Origin of the sequence: Chloroflexus sp. MS-G (assembly GCF_000735195.1) — a bacterium.
Classification (GTDB): domain Bacteria; phylum Chloroflexota; class Chloroflexia; order Chloroflexales; family Chloroflexaceae; genus Chloroflexus.
In genome coordinates this window covers 18,755-38,678 of sequence record NZ_JPIM01000038.1, presented here as the reverse complement: position 1 = coordinate 38,678, position 19,924 = coordinate 18,755, and the positions used below count along the sequence as shown (strand labels likewise).

10 protein-coding genes are annotated in these 19,924 nt (G+C 58.7%); 3 read left to right on the top strand and 7 right to left on the bottom strand.

What is annotated here, in order from left to right:
• The 6 genes from JE47_RS21580 to JE47_RS0108900 form a co-directional block, all read right to left on the bottom strand.
• A partial coding sequence (locus tag JE47_RS21580; protein ID WP_031459421.1) for an NACHT domain-containing protein occupies positions 1-3,326 on the bottom strand: 3,326 nt, incomplete at its 3' end.
• Between the two features lie 263 nt (positions 3,327-3,589).
• Entirely contained in the window at positions 3,590-4,102 is a 513-nt protein-coding gene (locus tag JE47_RS0108925) for a hypothetical protein (protein ID WP_201771210.1), read from the bottom strand.
• A 429-nt stretch (positions 4,103-4,531) separates the two neighbouring features.
• Positions 4,532-5,803: a nuclease-related domain-containing protein gene (locus tag JE47_RS0108915; protein WP_031459418.1), complete on the bottom strand. Its 1,272-nt coding sequence runs from the start codon at positions 5,801-5,803 to the stop codon at positions 4,532-4,534.
• 3 nt (positions 5,804-5,806) lie between these two features.
• Positions 5,807-7,801, bottom strand: coding sequence for an excinuclease ABC subunit UvrB (uvrB, locus tag JE47_RS0108910; protein ID WP_031459417.1), 1,995 nt, complete (start codon positions 7,799-7,801; stop codon positions 5,807-5,809).
• Positions 7,802-9,149: 1,348 nt separating this feature from the next.
• Positions 9,150-9,887, bottom strand: a complete 738-nt coding sequence (locus JE47_RS0108905) for an SIMPL domain-containing protein (protein WP_031459416.1) — start codon at positions 9,885-9,887, stop codon at positions 9,150-9,152.
• A 420-nt stretch (positions 9,888-10,307) separates the two neighbouring features.
• Entirely contained in the window at positions 10,308-11,690 is a 1,383-nt protein-coding gene (locus JE47_RS0108900; protein ID WP_031459415.1) for an MATE family efflux transporter, read from the bottom strand.
• Between the two features lie 98 nt (positions 11,691-11,788).
• On the opposite strand from JE47_RS0108900, the gene JE47_RS0108895 reads away from it, so the two are divergent.
• Complete coding sequence (locus JE47_RS0108895) at positions 11,789-13,759, top strand: amidohydrolase family protein (RefSeq protein WP_031459414.1); 1,971 nt, start codon at positions 11,789-11,791, stop codon at positions 13,757-13,759.
• Positions 13,756-14,412, top strand: coding sequence for a dephospho-CoA kinase (gene coaE / locus JE47_RS0108890; protein ID WP_031459413.1), 657 nt, complete (start codon positions 13,756-13,758; stop codon positions 14,410-14,412). Before JE47_RS0108895 ends, coaE begins: the two co-directional genes overlap by 4 nt.
• On the opposite strand, the gene JE47_RS0108885 is transcribed toward coaE, so the two are convergent.
• Entirely contained in the window at positions 14,400-16,916 is a 2,517-nt protein-coding gene (locus JE47_RS0108885) for a transglycosylase domain-containing protein (RefSeq protein ID WP_031459412.1), read from the bottom strand. The two genes, coaE and JE47_RS0108885, sit on opposite strands and share 13 nt — an antisense overlap.
• A 313-nt stretch (positions 16,917-17,229) precedes the next feature.
• Between JE47_RS0108885 and JE47_RS0108880 the strand changes: the two genes are divergently transcribed.
• The gene (locus JE47_RS0108880; protein ID WP_031459411.1) at positions 17,230-19,674 is read left to right on the top strand and encodes a glycoside hydrolase family 31 protein; all 2,445 of its coding nucleotides are present in this window, start codon (positions 17,230-17,232) and stop codon (positions 19,672-19,674) included.
• Positions 19,675-19,924: the final 250 nt, after the last annotated feature.

The following is a 19,924-nucleotide window of genomic DNA, read 5'->3' as shown; positions in this document are numbered from 1 at the left end:
GCGAGGGCGCGGGCGCGGGCGAGGGCGAGGGCGAGGTCGAGGGCGCGGGCGCGGGCGAGGGCGCGGGCGCGGGCGAGGACGCCCCATGTTACACTGGCGAGGGTCGCGTGAATCTGCGGTGTGATCTTACCGCTGTCGGCAGCCATCAACCATTGGCGCCAGCGCGCCTCATCACTGACGGCCAGCGCCCAGGCTGCATCGCGGGCCAGGGCCGCGTCGGTCGCGTTCTGCGCCAGTTCCAGCAGTCCGGCGCAGATCTGCTCGTCTGACCACCCCTCCTGCCAGACCTGTTTCAGCCAGGGGGTGAGCCGCGAGTCGAAGCAGACCGCGTCCGGTGTCAACGACTCGTGCGGCTCCCAATCGGGTCGCAGGTAGAGGGCCTGAAGGATAGCGCGCCACACCGGGCGCTGCGCCAGCGCCGCAGCCTGCGCCGGGTCATCCAGCAGCGCACGCAGCGGCAGGTTCTGGTCCCTCAGCGCCTCTAAGTGGCACTCGACCTGATGCCAGAGTGCTTCGCGGATGGCGGCGACAGGTTCGGCGTGGTCGCGGGCGGCGGCCAGCAGGGGCGGGATCAAGTCAGGATGGCGCCAGTCGCACTCCAGGATCAGTTCGGCCGCCGCCAGCCGGCGGGCCGGATCGGCGCCGGTCAGTGCAGCGGCGAAAGCGGCGCGGGCAGCGGTCAGCGTACTCAGGGGCCGCAACGCCCGTTCGATGGCGTTGCGCAAAGGCGGCGGTGGGCGCGTCGTCTCGTCGTCGGGAGGCCAATCGCGGTCGGCGTAGGCGGCCAGAAGTTGGGTCACGGCAGCGGCAATCAGGTCATCCGGCGGCAGGCGTTGCAATTCCGGCAGGCATGCGGCCAGGAAGAGGGCGTTGCGTAGCAGCAGGCCGGGCGCTGGTTCCAGTACCTCCAGGATGGCTTTGGTCAGGTTGCGCAGGTCGGCGGGCCGACGGCGCGCCAGGTCGGCCACCGCCAGGCGCAGCGGCTCGTGCCAGGCCGGTTCATCCAGGCGGTGATACACCTCCTCGATAACGCGGTGGGGGTCCCAGGCCAGAAAGAGAGCGGCAAAATACTCCTGGAAGGTACGGTGGATGAAGCCGTAAGCGCCGTCGCCGCGCGCCAGCAGGAAGCCGCCCAGCTCGGCGGCGCTGCGGAAGAGGGCTCCAGCCTGCTCGCGGTGTGCCGGGCGGGAGGCGCCGTCGAACTCGCGCAGCGCATCCTCCAGCCATGATTGCACCACAGCTTCCTCGGCCAGGCTGGTGGGATAGTCCGGGTTGGCATGCAGGCGCACGGCCACGTAACCCATCGCATAGCGGAAGCGCTCCTCGCTCAGGCCCAGGCTGACCCAGGCATCCTGGCGCTGGCGAATGAAGGCTTCAACCACCTGATCGCACAGTTCAGTGCGGCGCTCGGGCAGGCTGCCGTTCAGGTCGTAAAACAGGCTGGTCAGGATCGTCAGCAGGAGGGGGTTGGCGGCGATCTCACGTAGTGCGGGCCGCTGTGGATCAAGCACGGCTGCGCGCAGCGCCTTCGCATCGGCCGCAGGGTCGCCCCGCACGGTGCGACCGGTCTGAGCGTGAACAGCCGCCGTCCAGGTTCGGCAGAAGCGGGTAATGGCCGGTTCGCTCATCTCCTCAACGGTGTAATGGGGTAACGGCGCGGGTAAGGGGGCCAGGTAGTAGCCGATGGGTCGGCTGGTGATCACCACCTGGTTGCCGCCACGCTGTCGGGGTTGTTCCTGGTGTCGTTCTGGTGCGGCGCGATAGTGCGGGTCGGCTGCGCACAGATTGGTATCGGGCGTGCGCACCCAGTTGCGCACAAAGTCAACAATGGCGTCCACCACCTCCCGGCGGCGATAACTCTCGGCGATCTCGTCCAGGCCGTCCAGCATGATGAGCGCCCGCCCGTTTCGGATGGCATCCTGCACGATGGCACGGCCCACGGCAGGGTCGGGGTGGAGCAGGCACCCCTGCCAGCGATGGCCGCCCAGGTAGTCGAAGAGGCTCAGGCCGGTGTCGCGGTTCTCGTTCCAACGTGCAGCAGCGTAGTCGGCCAGGCGCACGGGTACCGGCAGTCGCGGCGGTCCTAACACGACCGGCGTCGTCTCGTCTTCCTCCAGATCGGCGCGCACCTGGTCGGCGGGGGCGGTCACCTGGGTGGCATCGTTCAGCATCGCCTGGGCGAAGCGCAGGGCCAGCCAGCGGATCAGGGTGGTCTTACCAGCGCCGGGGTCGCCGAGCAGCACTGTCCAGCGTTCCTGACCGATCAGTTCGCCCAGGTCGATGCGTCGTGCGGCCAGGGCCAGGTAATCGCCCTGTTCGGCGCGGGCGCGGTTGCGCAGGGCCAAGGTCAAACCCATAGGGTCAAGGCCCACACAGATGCGACGATAGAGCCGCCAGCGCTCGCGGTCATCCAGTGGCAGGTTCGCCAGCTCCTGCTCGTGCGCGGCCAGGTCGGCCAGGAACTGCTCCCAATTGGCGCGGCGCTCGGCGGCGTTGGAGGCATCGGCCTTGAGCGCCACGTACACGCGCTCCAGCGGCAGGTGATCCACCGGTCCACCGGCGCCGCGCAGGTCGAGGGTCTGGCAGGACGCGATAACGTTCTCCAGGTAGCGGCGCACGTCTTCAGCAGTGTAGGGCGGCGGTCGCCGGTCGCGAGATAGATCGCGCATCAGGCGCAGCACCTCGTCTAACGTGGCGCGCACGTCGGCGGGGAGGGCCTGCTCCACCCGGGCGCCGTCACCAATGGCGACACCGGTGGCTTTGGCAATGACGATGTTGTAGAAGGTGTTTCCCTGGCCTTCGATGCGCTGCAACTGCTGCACGATGGCAGCGAGCGTGTGGCCCTGTTGCTGCAATAGGGTCTGGATGGTCAGCATCCGGCCCAGGTTGACCCGGTTGAAGAGCGGGCTGTTCGGACGGGAGGCCTCGTTCACCAGCGCCTCGCTCAGGCCGCGGTGGAAGGCGGTCAGCGCCCGGTCGAAATCGACCGGCAGGGTGGCGCGGTCGAAGTCTAGGGCGTCGAAGGCGGCACGCAGGGCGGGCAGGTCGGGCAGGTCCGCGCCAGCTAGGGCCACATCTAGCAGCGTCTGAGCCACACCGGGGGCGGCAACAAACTGGCGTAGGATGGTCTCGACCAACGCCTGACGGTCGCGGTTCAGCCCCGCACAGACAGAATCCAGCATCGCCTGGAAGCCGGACTGGTAGCAGTGGTGCAGGCTGCGTTTTTCGGCGTCGCCGAAAGCCAGGGTGCGCAGCCGGTCGGCGCCGACCCGCAGCAGGTCGTGGGCCAGGTTAACAGCGAGGTTGGTGAGGAAGTCGTCGAGCATGATACACCTGGTGATGAGTTGCTAGATTCTTTTCTTTGGATAGGTTAACGCCGATCCCATTCGCTCAGTGCATGATACGCCTGACGGCTCCCTGCCAGCAAGAGGCGCTCGAATAGATCTATGGCCAGTGCGGATGCGGGCCGGAGGCCCGCGCACCCAAATGTGCTCCGAATGCGGGCCGGAAGCTCACGTACTCAAATGCGCACTGAAGGCCTGTGCTCTGAGGCTCCGACCTGTGGGTTGCGGCATTCCAGGAAGAGCCTTTACTCCGTCTCGCCGCCGCTTTGCTCGACCCGCGCATTGTCGCCAATTGCCAGCCCCGAGGCTTTATCAATCCTGACGTTGTACTTGCCGCTCTGTACGGTGTTGTGATCGCCGGTAATAATGGTACTGCCGGTGATATTCTGCGCCGCCACGGATCGTTCGCCGGAAGCAATGATTGTCACCCCTGCCGCCTGCGCCGCAGCCCATTGTTGCCCGATCTCGCGTGCCAGCTCCTCATTCTCGGTGAACAGTTTCTTCAGTTGCAAGCGCAGGGCAGCCTGCGCATCCTCGTCGTGTGGCGCTGCCGCAGCGTCGGTCACGGCTTCCTGCGCGGTCGGTTTCGCCTCGATCTGCGGGCGTAGCCGACTCCACAGCCCCTTTGCGCGCTCCCAGGCCGCACTACCCAGTTTCGTGCCGGCTTCTTCCGCTGCCTTCTCCCCCGCTTTGAGCAAATACGGCAGGAAGGGGGTTAGAAACAGCGCCACCTCTTTCGCTAATGCTGCAATGTCCACGATGAACCTCCTGCTCAATTGAACGAACTTATCATACTGCGTTGCACAATAGCATAACCAGGAAACAAGGGTATGATAGCACAAACGAGCGTGCTTTACGCTCTGTTTATTCACGCCGCCTGATGACGAAACGATGCCCAAGCGAAGCGCTATCAACATGCAGTGCACTCTCCCACTACCGATGACTCACCATCCATCCCATCACCTGGAAACGCAGCAGAAGCGACTGGCGCATCATCATGTCCCTTGGAAGGAAGGGCAAAACCTGTAGCGCGTATAGCCTTCCTCCGCTGGAAAGAGGGGCAGGGGAAGTAGAATCCGCTTCTACAGGTTTGAAGAGAAAAAATCGGAAAGTGGCAGAGTTCATCCTCTCCCTTCCTCACACCTGACACCTGTTGAACAAAGGTGAGGGGGGTGTGCTCACAATACCTACGGCTGAAGCGCAACAATAAAACTGGCTTCACCAAACGGCTGCTCGATAAGCTTAATGCGAAGCGTACTGGCATTGGCGGCCAATTGACGACGCACAACAGCAACACCACGCTGCCGGGTACCGGGGAGTACGTTGATGACCGCCGGACGCGAATCGTCATTTGCCAGAGGATAGTCGTTCCCCAGACCGTCGCTGATCTTAATGTTGTTGTGGCGCAGTGGGAAACTCACCGAACGATTGGTGTTATTCTGAACACTCCACGTAATCTCGATCCGGTCACCGCAGGCGTCAATCTGCTCGAGTGCAACAATAATATCGGGTGCAGCGCCGGTCGTTGCTTCGCCAATCGCAATATTTTGCCAGCTTTGGGTGCTGCTATCCCAGCGTTTACCGATCAATTGATACCCGTTCCAACGACAGAAGCTGGTCGTCGCGTTGAAGTTCAAGATCGTTCCATCGCCAGAAGTCCCCATTGTGATAGAAGTCAGTGGGCTATCAGCGCGTGGAGCAGGGCTTGGTGGACGCACAAAGAGGATGAACAGCAATACGAGCGACAGGCCAGCAAAGATGGTAACCAGCCGACCGGCTGTGGTGTGGAGAGCGTTCCGCGCCTGCACGTACCACGGTAAAGGAACGGATTTGGTTGGCGCAGGCGGAGCATTTTCCCGCACCACCTCATTCAATTCCGTCCATGGTGTGCAGTGTAAGAGTTTTGGGATAGCCAGCATCTCCTCTTCGCTCAACTCAATTTCAGAGGAGCGCTCGGTAATCATATACGCGGTCAACTCATCAAGCCCACGTACTTCAACTTTCCAGTCGAGATCGAGTTGCGAACCCTCTTCGATGCGGGGAGCAATGACGATCAGACGCTTGCAAGTGCGAAAATCAACATCATTTGCCTTTTGTTCCGAGAGAAACTCGCGGCGATGCTCGTTGAGAAAATTGGTGAGCGCGTGAAAATACGAAATGACCTGATTGTACGGATTTTTACGACCAGGGTTGAGTCGCTTCTGCTCACCGTTACGGCCCTCAACGAACCATGGCCCGTTGACACTCCCGATCACGCGCCCATCACAATGTTTTAGCTCGATAATGACAATCGCATTGTGCTTGATAATAACCAGATCGATGTTACGACCATTCACGCTGAAATTGGCCAGGATCAGGAACAGACCCTCCAGCTTTTCGAGGGCCTGAGCCACCCCTAGAATAGCCCGCCGTTCTTGCGGATGTTCTGGTTTCTCGCCGATCCAGACCTGAACGGCCATACCTCACTCACTCAAGGCTAACGTTTTACGCAGTTCAACAATCTGGTCACGCAGCGCAGCCGCTTTCTCGAAAGCCAGTTCTTTCGCTGCCTGTTTCATCTGCTTTTCCAAGTCTTTAATTAACTTCAACACCTCATCACGCGGTAGATCGACCGGCACCGCCGTGGCAGGAGTAGCGACATACTCACCACGTTCTTCAGCCAGCTTGCGAATACGGTCGGTTAGATCACGCACGCCTTTAGCGATACCCTGTGGCGTAATCCCGTGACGCAGATTATGGGCCATCTGAATATCGCGTCGGCGTTGCGTCTCGCGGATCGCCGCCTCCATCGAACGGGTGATTGTGTCGGCGTACATAATGACTTTGCCTTCAACGTGGCGAGCCGCCCGACCGATAATCTGAATCAGTGAGGTTTCCGAGCGGAGATAACCCTCTTTGTCGGCATCGAGAATTGCAACGAGACTCACTTCGGGCAGGTCCAGCCCTTCGCGCAACAGGTTGATGCCAACCACGACATCGTAGACGCCCAACCGCAAATCACGCAGAATCTCTACCCGTTCAATGGTATCGATATCGGCATGGAGGTACATCGTGCGCACCCCCATCTCTTTAAGATAGTCGGCCAAGTCTTCGGCCATTCGTTTCGTGAGGGTCGTGACTAGTACGCGCTGTTTCCGCTCAACTCGCCGTCGAATCTCGCCCAGTAGATCGTCGATCTGGCCGCGGGTTGGGCGGACTTCAACTTCAGGGTCGAGCAGGCCGGTTGGACGAATAATCTGCTCGACGATTTGTTCGCTCTTCTCACGTTCGTAGGCGCCAGGAGTGGCCGAGACGTAGATAACCTGATAGACATGCTGCTCGAATTCTTCAAACCGCAGTGGTCGGTTGTCAAGAGCTGAAGGTAGACGGAAGCCGTAATCAACCAGTGTCTGCTTGCGCTGCCGGTCACCATTGTACATACCGCGCAACTGCGGGATAGTAATGTGACTCTCATCGATAAAGATCAGAAAATCATCGGGAAAATAGTCGAGCAGCGTCCACGGTGTCTGACCGGGAACACGGCCATCGAGATGACGTGAATAGTTCTCAATCCCGCTACAATACCCGATCTCGCTTAGCATTTCGAGGTCGTAGAGCGTGCGTTGTTTGAGCCGCTGCGCTTCCAGCAGTTTACCGGCCGCTTCGAGTTCGCGGAGCCGTTCATTCAGTTCATCTTGAATACTGGCAATCGCTCGTTGCAGCTTTTCTTTCGTAGTGACGAAGTGCTTCGCCGGATAAATATCAACTGCTGTATGCCGCAGCAAAACCTCGCCGGTCAGCGGATCGAGTTCAACAATGCGTTCAATCTCATCACCCCAAAACTCTACACGAATAGCAGTCTCGGCGTTGGCAGGAATGATATCGAGGGTATCACCGCGCACTCGGAAGGTTCCCCGCTGAAAATCCATATCCTTGCGCTCAAACTGCAAATCGATCAACTGGCGCAAAAGCTTATCGCGGTTACGTACCTCACCGACACGCAGCGTAACCTTTTCTTGCCCATAATCATGCGGTGAACCGAGACCAAAAATCGCCGAAACCGAAGCAACGATCAGCACATCACGTCGGGAAAGCAGGGCCTGAGTAGCGGCGTGGCGGAGCCGGTCGATCTCCTCGTTGATGCTGGCCTCTTTCTCGATATAGAGGTCCTTCGAGGGGACGTAGGCTTCGGGCGTATATTCATCGTAGTACGAGATGAACATCTCAACAGCGGCATCAGGTAAAAACTCGCGGAACTCGGCCCAAAGCTGCGACACCAACGTTTTGTTATGCGCCAGAACCAACGTTGGCCTTTGGATTTGCGAGAAGATATGGGCCATAACGAACGTTTTGCCGGTGCCGGTAGCGCCAAGCAGTGTTTGATTGCGGTAACCTGCGCGCAATCCCGCAACCAGTTGCTCAATGGCACGCGGCTGATCGCCGGTTGGCTGGTAAGGCGCTTCGATCCGGAATGACATACGGTGCTCACGTGTTTCTGTGGTATAGAGATCACAATAGCGCGGGTTGCTGCCGATCGCTCCAGGGCGAAGAGGGCAACAACGCCGCGCCGATGGTTGGGTTACCTGTATTATATCAGAAGTAAAGATGGTTTGTGGATGTGAGAATCAATGATTTTTAAAGCTTTCACCCAGGGTACGTTGGTACGTGAACGCGGGCCGGAGGCCCGCGCTACTGGGTGCGTTGGTACGTGAACGCGGGCCGGAGGCCCGCGCACCCAGGGTGCGTTGCACAACGCGGGCCAGAGGCCCGCGCTACTGGGTACGTTGGTACGTCAACGCGGGCCGGAGGCCCGCGCTCCTGGGTGCGTTGCACAACGCGGGCCAGAGGCCCGCGCTACTGGGGTGCGTTAGTACGTGAACGCAGGCCGGAGGCCCGCGCTACTGGGTACGTTGGTACGTCAACGCGGGCCGGAGGCTCGCGCTACTGGGGTACGTTGGTACGTCAACGCGGGCCGGAGGCTCGCGCTACTGGGGTACGTTGGTACGTCAACGCGGGCCGGAGGCCCGCGCTCCTGGGTGCGTTGCACAACGCGGGCCAGAGGCCCGCGCTACTGGGTGCGTTGGTACGTTAACGCGGGCCGGAGGCCCGCGCACCCAGGGTTCGTTGCACAACGCGGGCCAGAGGCCCGTGCGCCCAGGGTGCGTTGCACAACGCGGGCCAGAGGCCCGCGCTCCTGGGTGCGTTGCACAACGCGGGCCAGAGGCCCGCGCTACTGGGTACGTTGGTACGTCAACGCGGGCCAGAGGCCCGCGCGTCCAGGGTGCGTTGGTACGTGAACGCGGGCCAGAGACCCGCGCTACTGGGTACGTTGGTACGTGAACGCGGGCCGGAGGCCCGCGCACCCAGGGTTCGTTGCACAACGCGGGCCAGAGGCCCGCGCTACTGGGGTGCGTTAGTACGTGAACGCGGGCCGGAGGCCCGCGCTACTGGGTGCGTTGCACAACGCGGGCCAGAGGCCCGTGCGTCCAGGGTACGTTGGTACGTTAACGCGGGCCGGAGGCCCGCGTTACTGGGGTACGCTGGTACGTGAACGCGGGCCGGAGGCCCGCGCTACTGGGTACGCTGGTACGTGAACGCGGGCCGGAGGTCCGCGCACCCAGGGTGCGTTGCACAACGCGGGCCGGAGGCCCGCGCTCCTGGGGTGCGTTGCACAACGCGGGCCGGAGGCCCGCGCTCCTGGGTGCGTTGCACAACGCGGGCCAGAGGCCCGCGCTCCTGGGTGCGTTGCACAACGCGGGCCAGAGGCCCGCGCTCCTGGGGTACTCCGCGCCGATGATCTGGCGCGGAGAGGGTATCAGGCGCGATCTAGCGGAGTTCAAAGGTCACTTGCACCGACGCACTGTAGGTTTGCTGACCTGGTTGGATAGGCGGGGCTGCGTTCCCTACAGCCGCACGGGCTTCAGCCATCATTGAGATCGGGATAGGGCTGGCGCCCAGATTTTCGGTAATAAACAAGACGCGACCCAACGATGTGCCACTGGCACGGGCCATCTGTTCAGCCCGTGCACGGGCATTCGCAATGGCCGCTTCCCTGGCCTGAGACAGCACACGCTCTGGATCGCTGACTCCGAAGCTGATGCCGTAAATCCGGTTGGCGCCAACCTGTACCACGCTATCGATGAGATTTCCGGCCTGCGCCAGATTGCGGATGGTCACCTGAACCGTGTTATTGACGGTATATCCGGTGATCTCACGCCCTTTTTCATCGTATACCGGATAGATGTTAATACCGGTGGTCTGAATGTCGCGGGCCTCAATGCCTAGCTGTCGAATCTGATCAATAATCGCCTGAGCCTGGCTGCTGTTCTGCGCTAACGCCTGCTGAGTTGTCGGTGCAGTCGTCTCAACCCCTATCAAAACCGAGGCCATATCAGGTTCGACCTTCACTTCACCGGTGCCAATCACTACGATCTGCGGCATATTGGCGACACTGGTTTGCGCGGTGACAGTTTGATCTGGACGCAACAGACTTACTGCGGCCAGGGCCAGCACAGCGACAAGCGCTGTTAGTGCGAGTACGATTGAAAGTAGACGGTTTTCCATTGTGGTAACTCCTTTAGGCAAAGGTCATTTGAATGTCACATACGAGAGACGTGTGTACCGCAGGGTTAGTTCCATCTGTCATTTGCAGTTGAAGGTTTTGGAAGGCACGCTCGCATCAGATCGGTACGTGTCGGGAAGCCTCATCTCCCAAGATCCGAAACCACGCTGGCACTGGGTTCAGCGCCGGTGCCGCAGAACAGGCCGGGCGCCCCCTCACCTTCCCCCCGAACCCTTCCGCTCCCACACGAGGCGAGAAAAGGGGGGATGATCGGAGCAGGAGCGATCCCACGAACCAGATCACCCCTCGCCCGCAGCACGGGAGCGGGGGCCAGGGGGTGAGGGCCATAACCCCTCGCCCGCAGCGCGGGAGCGAGGGCCAGGGGGTGAGGGCAACAACAGAGCAACGGCATAACTGCTCGCCTACAGAGACCAGGAGGAAATACGCTGCTGCCACTTCCGCCAGAAAACGGCTGCCTCGAATGGACCAACAATCAGAAAGGCCAGCCAGATACCCCACAAGGCTGGTACCCACCACAGCACAATGACCAGGGCCAACCCTACACAAATCCAAATTGCTGAGCCGCTAATCACAAGTGGCGAAAGGGTATCACCAAGACCGCGCAACGCTCCACCAAGCGCAAATGTCACAGCCCAGGCCGGTTGAGTCAGGGCAACGACACGCACGGCTGCTGCACCTTCGGCGACCAATTGCGGGTCGTTGTTGAATATGCGCACCAGGCCTTCAGCAAATACGATGAATAGAACACCGAGTCCTCCCATCCAAATGACCGCCCAACGGAGAGCAATCTGCGCGACAGCACGGGCCTCGGCCAGACGCTGTGCACCAACGGCCTGTCCTACCAATGCTGTTGCTGCCAATCCAAAGCCGATACCGGGTAAAAATGAAAGAGAGAGCACATTGATCGCTACCCGATGCGCTGCCAGCGGTATCGTACCCAGTGTTGCTACTACTGGTGTCAGCGAGGCAATAGCGCCGATGATCAACACCTCTTCCACGGCGGCTGGCATCCCGATCCGCAAAATATCACGCAAGACGCTGAGCTGCGGCCACCATAACCCGCCTCCGCCGGCCCGCACACCATTGCGGCCACGCCAGAGGATACCGGCCAATAGTATTGCCCCTATCAGGCGCGCAACCACCGACCCCCATGCACTGCCAACTGCTCCCAAGGCCGGTAAGCCAGCCCAGCCGAAGATGAGTGCAGCACTGGCAATCACATTGATCACATTGGCAACAGCAGTAATGATCATTGGCGTGCGCGAATCACCAATGCCACGCAACACACCACCGATCAACAGCATCATCGTCAGGGTTGTAATGGTGCTCATCGTGACAGCCAGGTAATCAATGCCGACCTGACTGACATCGGGTGCTAAGCCAAACAGTCCAATAAGTGTAGGCGTGAGCAGTAAACCGATGACCGTGATTGGCAGCCCAATTAAAACGCTCCAGAACAGACCCTGGCGCGCCAGGGCGCCAGCTTCAACCAATCGCCCGGCACCATACGCCTGCGCTACCAGCACAGCCACGCCAACCGACAAGGCACTGAGTGCTGCGGTGGTAACATAAATCACCTGCAACGCTGCGCCAACCCCGGCCAGGGCCACGGCACCTAAAGAGGCGACCAGGATCGTGTCAACCACACCGAGCATCGTTTGAAGCAGGTTTTCGCCGATAACAGGCCAGGCCAGCCGCAAAACTCGCTTTTCGAGTTGGGATCGCGATGGTGTTTGCTGAGTTGTTGTCGCTTGATGTTCGATAGAAACAGCTTCTGGTTGCATATCTCTCAGTATACCCGACATCAGCACATGGGTGGATCGCATGGAAGAAGGGTTTCTCGTACAATGAATAAAGATAGCGTGTTGTAAAGGAGGATAGAATGGAGCATGTTGACACTCTCCTCACCGGCGGCACTGTTGTTACGATGGATGCAGAGTGGCACATTTTTGCCAACGGCGCCGTCGCGATCCGTGATGGTGTGATTGTAGCTGTGGGACCGGCAAGCGATCTGAACGAGCGTTACACGGCGACCGAGACGATTGATTGTCGTAATTGTGCGATTATTCCTGGCCTGATCAATGGCCACGCGCATGTTCCGATGAGTCTTTTGCGCGGTCTGGTTGCCGATCAACAACTCGATGTCTGGCTCTTCGGTTATATGTTTCCGGTAGAGAGTCAGTTCGTCAATGCTGAGTTTAGCTTCACCGGCACGCTGCTGAGCTGTGCCGAGATGATCCGTGGCGGAACGACGACGTTCGTCGATATGTACTACTTCGAGGAAGAAGTAGCACGAGCAGCCGATCAGGCCGGAATGCGGGCAATCTGCGGCCAAACAGTGATGCGACTACCAACCCCCGACGCCGATTCGTTCGATGCTGGAATCGAGCGTGCCCGACGCTTCATGACCGAGTGGCGCGGCCATCCACGCATTATCGCTACGGTTGCCCCGCACGCCCCCTATACCTGCACCGACGACATCTACCGGCAGGCGGCTGCTCTCTGTGCCGAGTTTGGCGTTCCGCTGATTACCCATCTGTCTGAAACAGCACGAGAAGTCGAAGAGAGTATTCGCGACCGCGAAGTAACGCCCATCCGTTACGCCAAACGAGTCGGTGCGTTTGATGTTCCGTGTATCGCCGCCCACTGCGTCCACGCAACCGAAGACGATCTGCGACTCTTGCGCGAAGCTCGTGCTGGCGCCGTGCCTTGCCCGACCAGTAATCTCAAACTGGCCAGCGGTGTCGCTCCGTTTCGCCGTATGATCGAGACGGGTGTGCGGGTTGGTCTCGGTACCGATGGACCGGCAAGCAATGACGATCAGGATATGTTTACCGAGATTCAGTTGGCGGCGCTGCTCCCCAAGGGTCTCAGTGGCGATCCAACGGCAGTACCGGCCCGTGAGGCGTTTGCTCTCGCCACCTGCTGGGGAGCACGGGCAATTCATCTCGATCACCTGATCGGGTCGTTGGAAGTGGGTAAACGTGCCGATATTGTCGTAGTTGAACTGGATCGCCTACACAGTGCACCACGCTACACCTACGCCCCAGATGCCATCTATTCCCATCTCGTGTACAGCAGTCGGGCCGCCGATGTCCGTGATGTGTTGGTCGATGGCAAACTCCTCCTCCGCAATCGCCATCTGCTGACGATTGATGAGAATGAGATTATTGATCGCGCCCAGGCTATCGCGACCCGCATCAACGAGTTTCTCGCCACGCGCGAACGGAACCTGCTTGCCAAGATTCTGGCTCTGGGTGGTGTCCAACAGGCCGAAATCTTTGAGATTCAGGTCAAAGCCCGTCTTGATCCAGGTGATGTTGAACGGGTTCTAGCCCTTCTCAACCATCCGGCTATCACGGTAACCAAGACCAGCGAGCGCACGCAGTACGATACCTACTTTATTTTTGCCAATGGCGAGCGCATTCGGATTCGTGAAGATCATCGTACCGATCCAGGAGCACGACCGCAGCCCAAATATACGCTCACGCTGATGGCCGAAGCACGCCGCTTCGATCATCCCAAAGCAATGATGCTCTCACGCGCACGGTATACTGCACCGGCAGACCACACCGTGCGCTTCTACCGCGAGTATTTTCAACCCGACCGAATTGAAGAGTTGGAAAAGCGACGACGACGCTGGCGTATCCTCTACCGTGATCATGATTTTGCGATCAACCTTGACACCCTGGTCGGTCAGGCTGATAGCGGGCAATTCCTCGAAATCAAGAGTCGGACCTGGAGCCGCCGCGATGCCGAGCAGCGGGCACAGTTGATCAGCGAATTGCTCGAATTGGCCGGTATCACCGATGACGCACTGATATTGCAAGAGTATGTGGAGCTTGTGTCATGAAACATCCCGGCATCTTCTTGATCGGCCTGACCGGAGGTATTGCCTGCGGTAAGAGTACGGTGCTGGCAATGCTGGCCGCACTGGGTGCACGCACAATTGACGCTGATCGGGTAACGCATCGCCTGCAACAGCCGGGAACAGCGGTCTACCAGGCGATTGTCGAGGCTTTTGGACCACACATCTTGAGCGCACCTGGCGGTGCTATTGATCGTCGCAAGCTCGGTAATATCGTCTTCAACGATCCGGCAGCGCTCAAGCGGCTAGAGGCAATCATCCATCCGGCGGTACGGGACGAGATCAGGCGGTTTCTGGCTGAAGTAGCGAACGCTGGTGGCTACGCGACTCGTCTGCGCCCGGTTGAGCGACCGGTGGTGGTGATCGATGCGATTAAACTCATCGAATCGGGATGGGCCGACGAGTGCGATCAGGTGTGGGTCGTTACCTGCTCACCCGAACAGCAGATCGAGCGTTTGATGACGACTCGTGGCATGTCGCTGGCTGAGGCCCAGGCACGTATTGCAGCTCAACCCCCGCAAGAGAGTCGGCTCAGTCGGGCCGATGTCATCATCGACAATAGCGGTTCGCAGGCCAACACTCGTGCTCAGGTCGAAGCGGCATGGCAGCAGGCCCTGCTTGCCAGTCACGGGCGATAGGTAATGCGTCGGCGCTCCTCGATCACCACACCATCGGCCAGAGTCACGCGCAATCGAATGGTGTAATCGCCTGCCGACCAGGAGCTAGCATTCCACATACCGAGTAATCCCTGTTCAACCGGCTGGCTGCTCTGCCCCAGTACCTGCCAGTCGGTTGGATCGGTGCCGCTGCCCACATCGAGAATAAATGGGCCGCGGGCCGTGCCTTTGATAAAGATCAACGTGTTCGTGATCACACTTTGCTCGGCGAGATCGAGCAACGCTATTGCACGCTCCGGTTCACGCGGCGGCGGGCAATAGCTAGTCGGCGCAACTTTCCCATTGCGACGTGCCCATTCGGCAACTTCGGTTGGATATACTGGGAAAGTAACCAGGCGCACCTCCTCTGGCGGTGTGTACGTGGTCGCCAGACACGAGCCATCACCACCCACCCGCACCGTTTGAAAGCTGAGCGCACTTACCGGACCGCTCCCAACCACAAAGCGTTCGGTAATCACCTGCGGGCACTCAGGGTTAGGTGGGCCACCGGTTTCAACACACACAGGCTGCTCGACAATTCCTGTCGGTGGCACAAATGGCCTGGCTACCCGATTAGCGTGATACCGTAACATCAATTCACGCCAGATCAGACCAGCCCCGTTGGCGCCGGCCACTTCAGCCATTGGCTGATTATCATTATTCCCAACCCAAACCCCAATGATTACGGCATCGGTATAGCCAATCGCCCATGAATCGCGGTAATCGTTACTGGTTCCAGTCTTGACCGCTGCCGGAATACCCGGCAATTCCATCACATTATTGCGGCCAAACACCGGCCAGCGTGCAGCATTGTCGCTGAGAATATCACTGATCAGAAAGGCAATTTGCTCACTCTGTGGGCCGAGCAACGGCTTGCCACGAGTCGGCTGCCACGTTTCAAGAACCTCGCCGCGACTGTTTGTCACTCGCAAGATAGCAACCGGACGCACCTGACGGCCACCGGCCCGCAAACCGGCATAGGCGCCGGTCAATTCGAGCAACCGCACCTCGTTACTACCGAGTGCCATCGCCAATCCGTAGCGAGCGGGATCGGTAAACGACGTTACGCCGAACTGGGTCATCAGATCGACAAATGCCTCAACCCCAACAAATTCCAGCGCCTTTACCGCCGGAATATTGAGCGAATTGGCTAGCGCCAGCCGTAACCGTACCGGACCTCGAAAACGACCATCATAATTGCGCGGCTCATACACAACACCGTTGATTTGCCAGCGCGAAGGAATATCCCACAATATGGTTGCCGGTGTCCAACCACGCTGCAACGCGGCAGCGTAGATAAACGGTTTCAGGGTCGAACCGGGTTGACGCAAAGCAAGAGTGACGTTCACCTGTCCGTCAGGCGCGTTGTAATCAACGCTCCCCACCATCGCCAGAATCTGCCCGTCAGGCGACAGCATCACCACTCCCGCGTTGCTTGCCTTCCGTTCGCGTAAAGTAGCCACCTTCTCGGCAGCCACCTGTTCGGCCTGCATCTGCCACGCCGGGTCAAGCGTGGTAATTACCCGCAACCCGCCACGATTGACCATCTCCTCGCCGAAACGCTGGACAAGCAAATCGTAAACGTAGAAGACAAAATGTGGCGCACTGATCGTTACCGTTGGTGTCACCAGCCGGATCGGTTCGGCGAAGATCGCATCAGCTTCGGCAGCGCTGATGAAACCAGCTTTGACCATCTGGTTCAACACGATACGCTGGCGGGCACGGGCCAGCGGCAAATTTTCAAACGGATTGTAGACAGAAGGAGATTGCGGCAAACCGGCGAGAAGGGTTGCTTCACCGCGACTCAATTCCCAGACATGTTTCCCAAAATAACGGCGTGCTGCTGCCTCGACCCCATACGCCTGCGCACCGTAGTACACCTCGTTGAGGTAGAGCGATAAAATCTGATCTTTACTGTACTCTTGCCCAACGCGAATAGCCAGAATCGCCTCACGAATTTTACGCTCAATTGTTTGTTGTCGGGCTTCTTCAGGAGTCAGCAAAATTGTCCGCACCAACTGCATGGTAATCGTGCTCGCCCCTGAAACCGTCTCACCGGCAGTCAGATTTTGCCAGAAAGCGCGAATGACACTCGGTAAATCAACCCCAGGATTAGTATAGAAATTCGCATCTTCAACGGCTACCGTTGCATCGCGCAATATCTGCGGAATCCGGTCAAGCGCCACCGGAACGCGCACCCCCGGCCCGATAACTTCGTAGAGCAGCGTAATCCCATCACGGGCATAAATGCGCGTGTTCTCGAAGCTGCGGTGCTGATCGATCAGTTCTGGCGGGGGGAGATCACGACCGTAATAGAAGTATAGTCCGATCAGACCAATCAAGCCGCACAATACAAGAACAAGCACGGCAAACAGTAGCCGATTCAACCAGCGCCAAACAAACGCCAGGCCGCGAATAAGCCATGGAGTTGGTGGCGGAGACCGCCGACGAAAACGGGGTAACGGTGGACGAGGCCGACGTGCCATGGTTGATATACCTATGATATGCAGCCAAATCTATCGTGCAGAGCGACCTTCGCGTAAGATCGTTCTGTATATACTATAGCGTGGTTGCAGAAACATGATCGGTTATTTCACCATCAGCGGTTATATAAGCGATTGTAGTCGAGATAGAAACCAACGCCCGCCCCCGCAGCCCCTTTCCTCGCCGACCACGAGAGGGAAGGATGAACTGCTCCCTCTTTCTGCGCCAAGCAGTGCCCTGCAACAGAATGATCCCATCCATACCCTATGCTACAATCATCCATCAATATTGCCTTGACATCTTGAGGAGGTTGCCATGACGCAAGCCCCGGCCCGGATCGGCTTGACCGATACCCGTTACTTTACACCGTTTTCACGCCTTGGGGCGGTACAGCCCATCGAACGCGGGATACTTGCTGCCCTTGATCACGAGTGGTTACGGGTAGAATGGATCCGTGAGGATATTGTTCGTTTCAAGATCAGTCGCGGTGGACGTTTTGATGAACATCCCACTTACGCTGTCTGTATTGACCTGACAACCGTACCAGTGCCGTCGTTCACCCTTACCGAGACGGACACTTCGCTGATCTTACGCAGTACCCGTCTGGAGATAATCATCGGCCGTGATCCGTTTACGCTTACCGTCCGTCGTTCTGACAACAGTCTCGTCTTAAACACAGCAACCGGTCATGATGGGCGGCCATGGGCGTATGCAACGCTGAACGATGCGTTCGCGTTTCATCGGGTATGTGCCCGCGATGACGCATTTCTCGGTCTGGGTGAGAAGACCGGTCGCCTTAATCGTAAGGGGCGCGATTTTATTCTGTGGAATAACGATGTGTTAAGCCCACAGGGCGAAGCCGAGTTTGCGGTAGGCCGCGATCCCGCCGATCCACGAACAAAGAATACCAGTACTGAGTTCGATCCCTATTACGTCTCTATCCCATTCTTTTATCATCTCGATCAGGCTGGGAATGCGGCTGGTTTCTTTCTTGATAATGCGTATCGGCAGCATGTCGATTTTTCGCCCGCTGAAACTTACGGGGTCTGTGCGTTGGGTGGTCAGTATACCGAATATGTGTTCGCCGGGCCGCGTATTGCCGATATTCTAGAGGGGTTTACCTGGCTGACCGGTCGTCTGGCGCCACCACCCATCTGGGCCCTCGGCTATCATCAGTGCCGCTGGCACCGTTACCGCCAGGAGGATGTCGTAGCGCTCGCTGTTCGTCATCGCGAACGACGTATTCCTTGTGATACGCTGTGGCTCGATATTGAGCACATGGATGGCTATCGCGTTTTTACCTGGAATCACGAGTTGTTCCCCGATCCGGCAGCGCTGGTGCAACAGTTACAACAGTACGGCTTCCGTCTCATCACGATTGTTGATCCCGGTGTCAAGCTTGACCCCGACTTTGCGTTGTTTCGTGAGGGGCAGGCACACAACTTTTTCTGCCGCACGGCAAGCGGTGAGTTGTACATTGGTCAGGTCTGGCCGGGTCGAACGGTATTTCCCGATTTTGTCAAGCCGGAAGTACGGGCCTGGTGGGGGCAACAGAATGCCAACCTTGCCCGTTTGGGTGTGGCCGGTATCTGGAACGATATGAACGAACCCGCCACCGGTGATATTCCGCCCTATGCAATGCGGTTTAACGGTGGGCAAGAACCACACGAGCGTTATCACAATCAATATGCGCTCTTGATGGCGATGGCGACGGTTGAAGGCTTACAGGCTGCGTTCCCTGATCAACGAACGTTCGTGCTCTCACGGGCAGGCTTTGCTGGCATTCAACGCTATGCGGCGAATTGGATGGGCGATAATTGCCCGCGTTGGGATCATCTCTGGATGAGTATGCCAATGGCGATGGAAATGGGCTTGTCTGGACAGGCATTTATCGGAGCCGACATCGGTGGCTTTGCCGGTGATACCCAGCCCGAACTCTTTGCCCGTTGGATGCAGTGTGCGGCCTTGACGCCGTTTTGTCGCAATCATAGCGCCTATGGTCATGTTGACCAGTACGTCTGGTCGTTTGGGCCGGCTATTGAGCAGATTGCCCGGGCTGCCCTTGAGTTGCGCTATCGGTTGATACCTTATCTGGTGACGGCGTTTATGCACACGCTGGAAACGGGCGAACCGGTGCAGCAGCCACTGGTATTTGCTTATCAGACCGACCGCTTGACCCGCGATATTGATGACCAGTTTCTGCTCGGTCGTGATCTCCTCGTTGCGCCAGTTTATGCCCCCGGCGCCGTTGCCCGGCAACTTTACTTACCGGCCGGAGCGTGGTATGACTGGTACAGCGATGAGCAGTTTACCGGTGAGCAGTTTATCAGCATAGCAGCTCCTCTCAATCGAATCCCGCTCTTCGTGCGAGCCGGAGCAGTCATTCCACTCTGGCCAGAAGTGCCGCCGTCAACGATGAACTATTATCCGCGCACGCTAGAGTTACATCTGTTTGTGCCAACGCACGATGGTGTTTACACCTCAGACCTGCACGAAGATGATGGTTTGACGTTTAGATTTGCACAGGGAGCCTGTTACCGCACGACGTTCCGGATCGAGCGACGTGGCCAGCAGGTGACTGTAACGGCAACGGTGCGCGGTGATGGATTCAGGGAGTTTGCCCGTGAGACGTTGACGCTAGTGATCCACGGCGCCACCCCAGCAGCGCTTGTCGTTAATGGGATGACCCAGCCATTGGTCGCCAACCAGCTCACGTTTGCTAACCGAGGGCAGGGGTTTACGGTCTCGTTTACGGTGTGACACCCTGGGGATAATATCAGCAACGCCAGATAATGGTTGGACTCATTTCGGCGATCCCTGTCACAACCAGATGACAACGGTCAAGCGCATGTCGGTAATCGTCGTCGTTTCTCGTGGTCAACGCCGTCGTCTGTTTTCTTTTTTGTCGAAATGACCACGTCGTGCGACACCCATCCCTCTAGGAAATCGCAGGGGCGGGTTGCGAACCCGCCCCGCACGATATTTAGCACTCTATCCAACGACGCAGCTC

What these genes read in the sequence shown, in the direction of transcription:
- JE47_RS0108915 (WP_031459418.1), bottom strand. Translation starts at nt 5,803, where the DNA reads ATGGCCGTTCAGGTCTGGATCGGCGAGAAACCAGAACATCCGCAAGAA.
- uvrB (WP_031459417.1), bottom strand. Translation starts at nt 7,801, where the DNA reads ATGTCATTCCGGATCGAAGCGCCTTACCAGCCAACCGGCGATCAGCCG.
- JE47_RS0108905 (WP_031459416.1), bottom strand. Translation starts at nt 9,887, where the DNA reads ATGGAAAACCGTCTACTTTCAATCGTACTCGCACTAACAGCGCTTGTC.
- JE47_RS0108900 (WP_031459415.1), bottom strand. Translation starts at nt 11,690, where the DNA reads ATGCAACCAGAAGCTGTTTCTATCGAACATCAAGCGACAACAACTCAG.
- JE47_RS0108895 (WP_031459414.1), top strand. Translation starts at nt 11,789, where the DNA reads ATGGAGCATGTTGACACTCTCCTCACCGGCGGCACTGTTGTTACGATG.
- coaE (WP_031459413.1), top strand. Translation starts at nt 13,756, where the DNA reads ATGAAACATCCCGGCATCTTCTTGATCGGCCTGACCGGAGGTATTGCC.
- JE47_RS0108885 (WP_031459412.1), bottom strand. Translation starts at nt 16,916, where the DNA reads ATGGCACGTCGGCCTCGTCCACCGTTACCCCGTTTTCGTCGGCGGTCT.
- JE47_RS0108880 (WP_031459411.1), top strand. Translation starts at nt 17,230, where the DNA reads ATGACGCAAGCCCCGGCCCGGATCGGCTTGACCGATACCCGTTACTTT.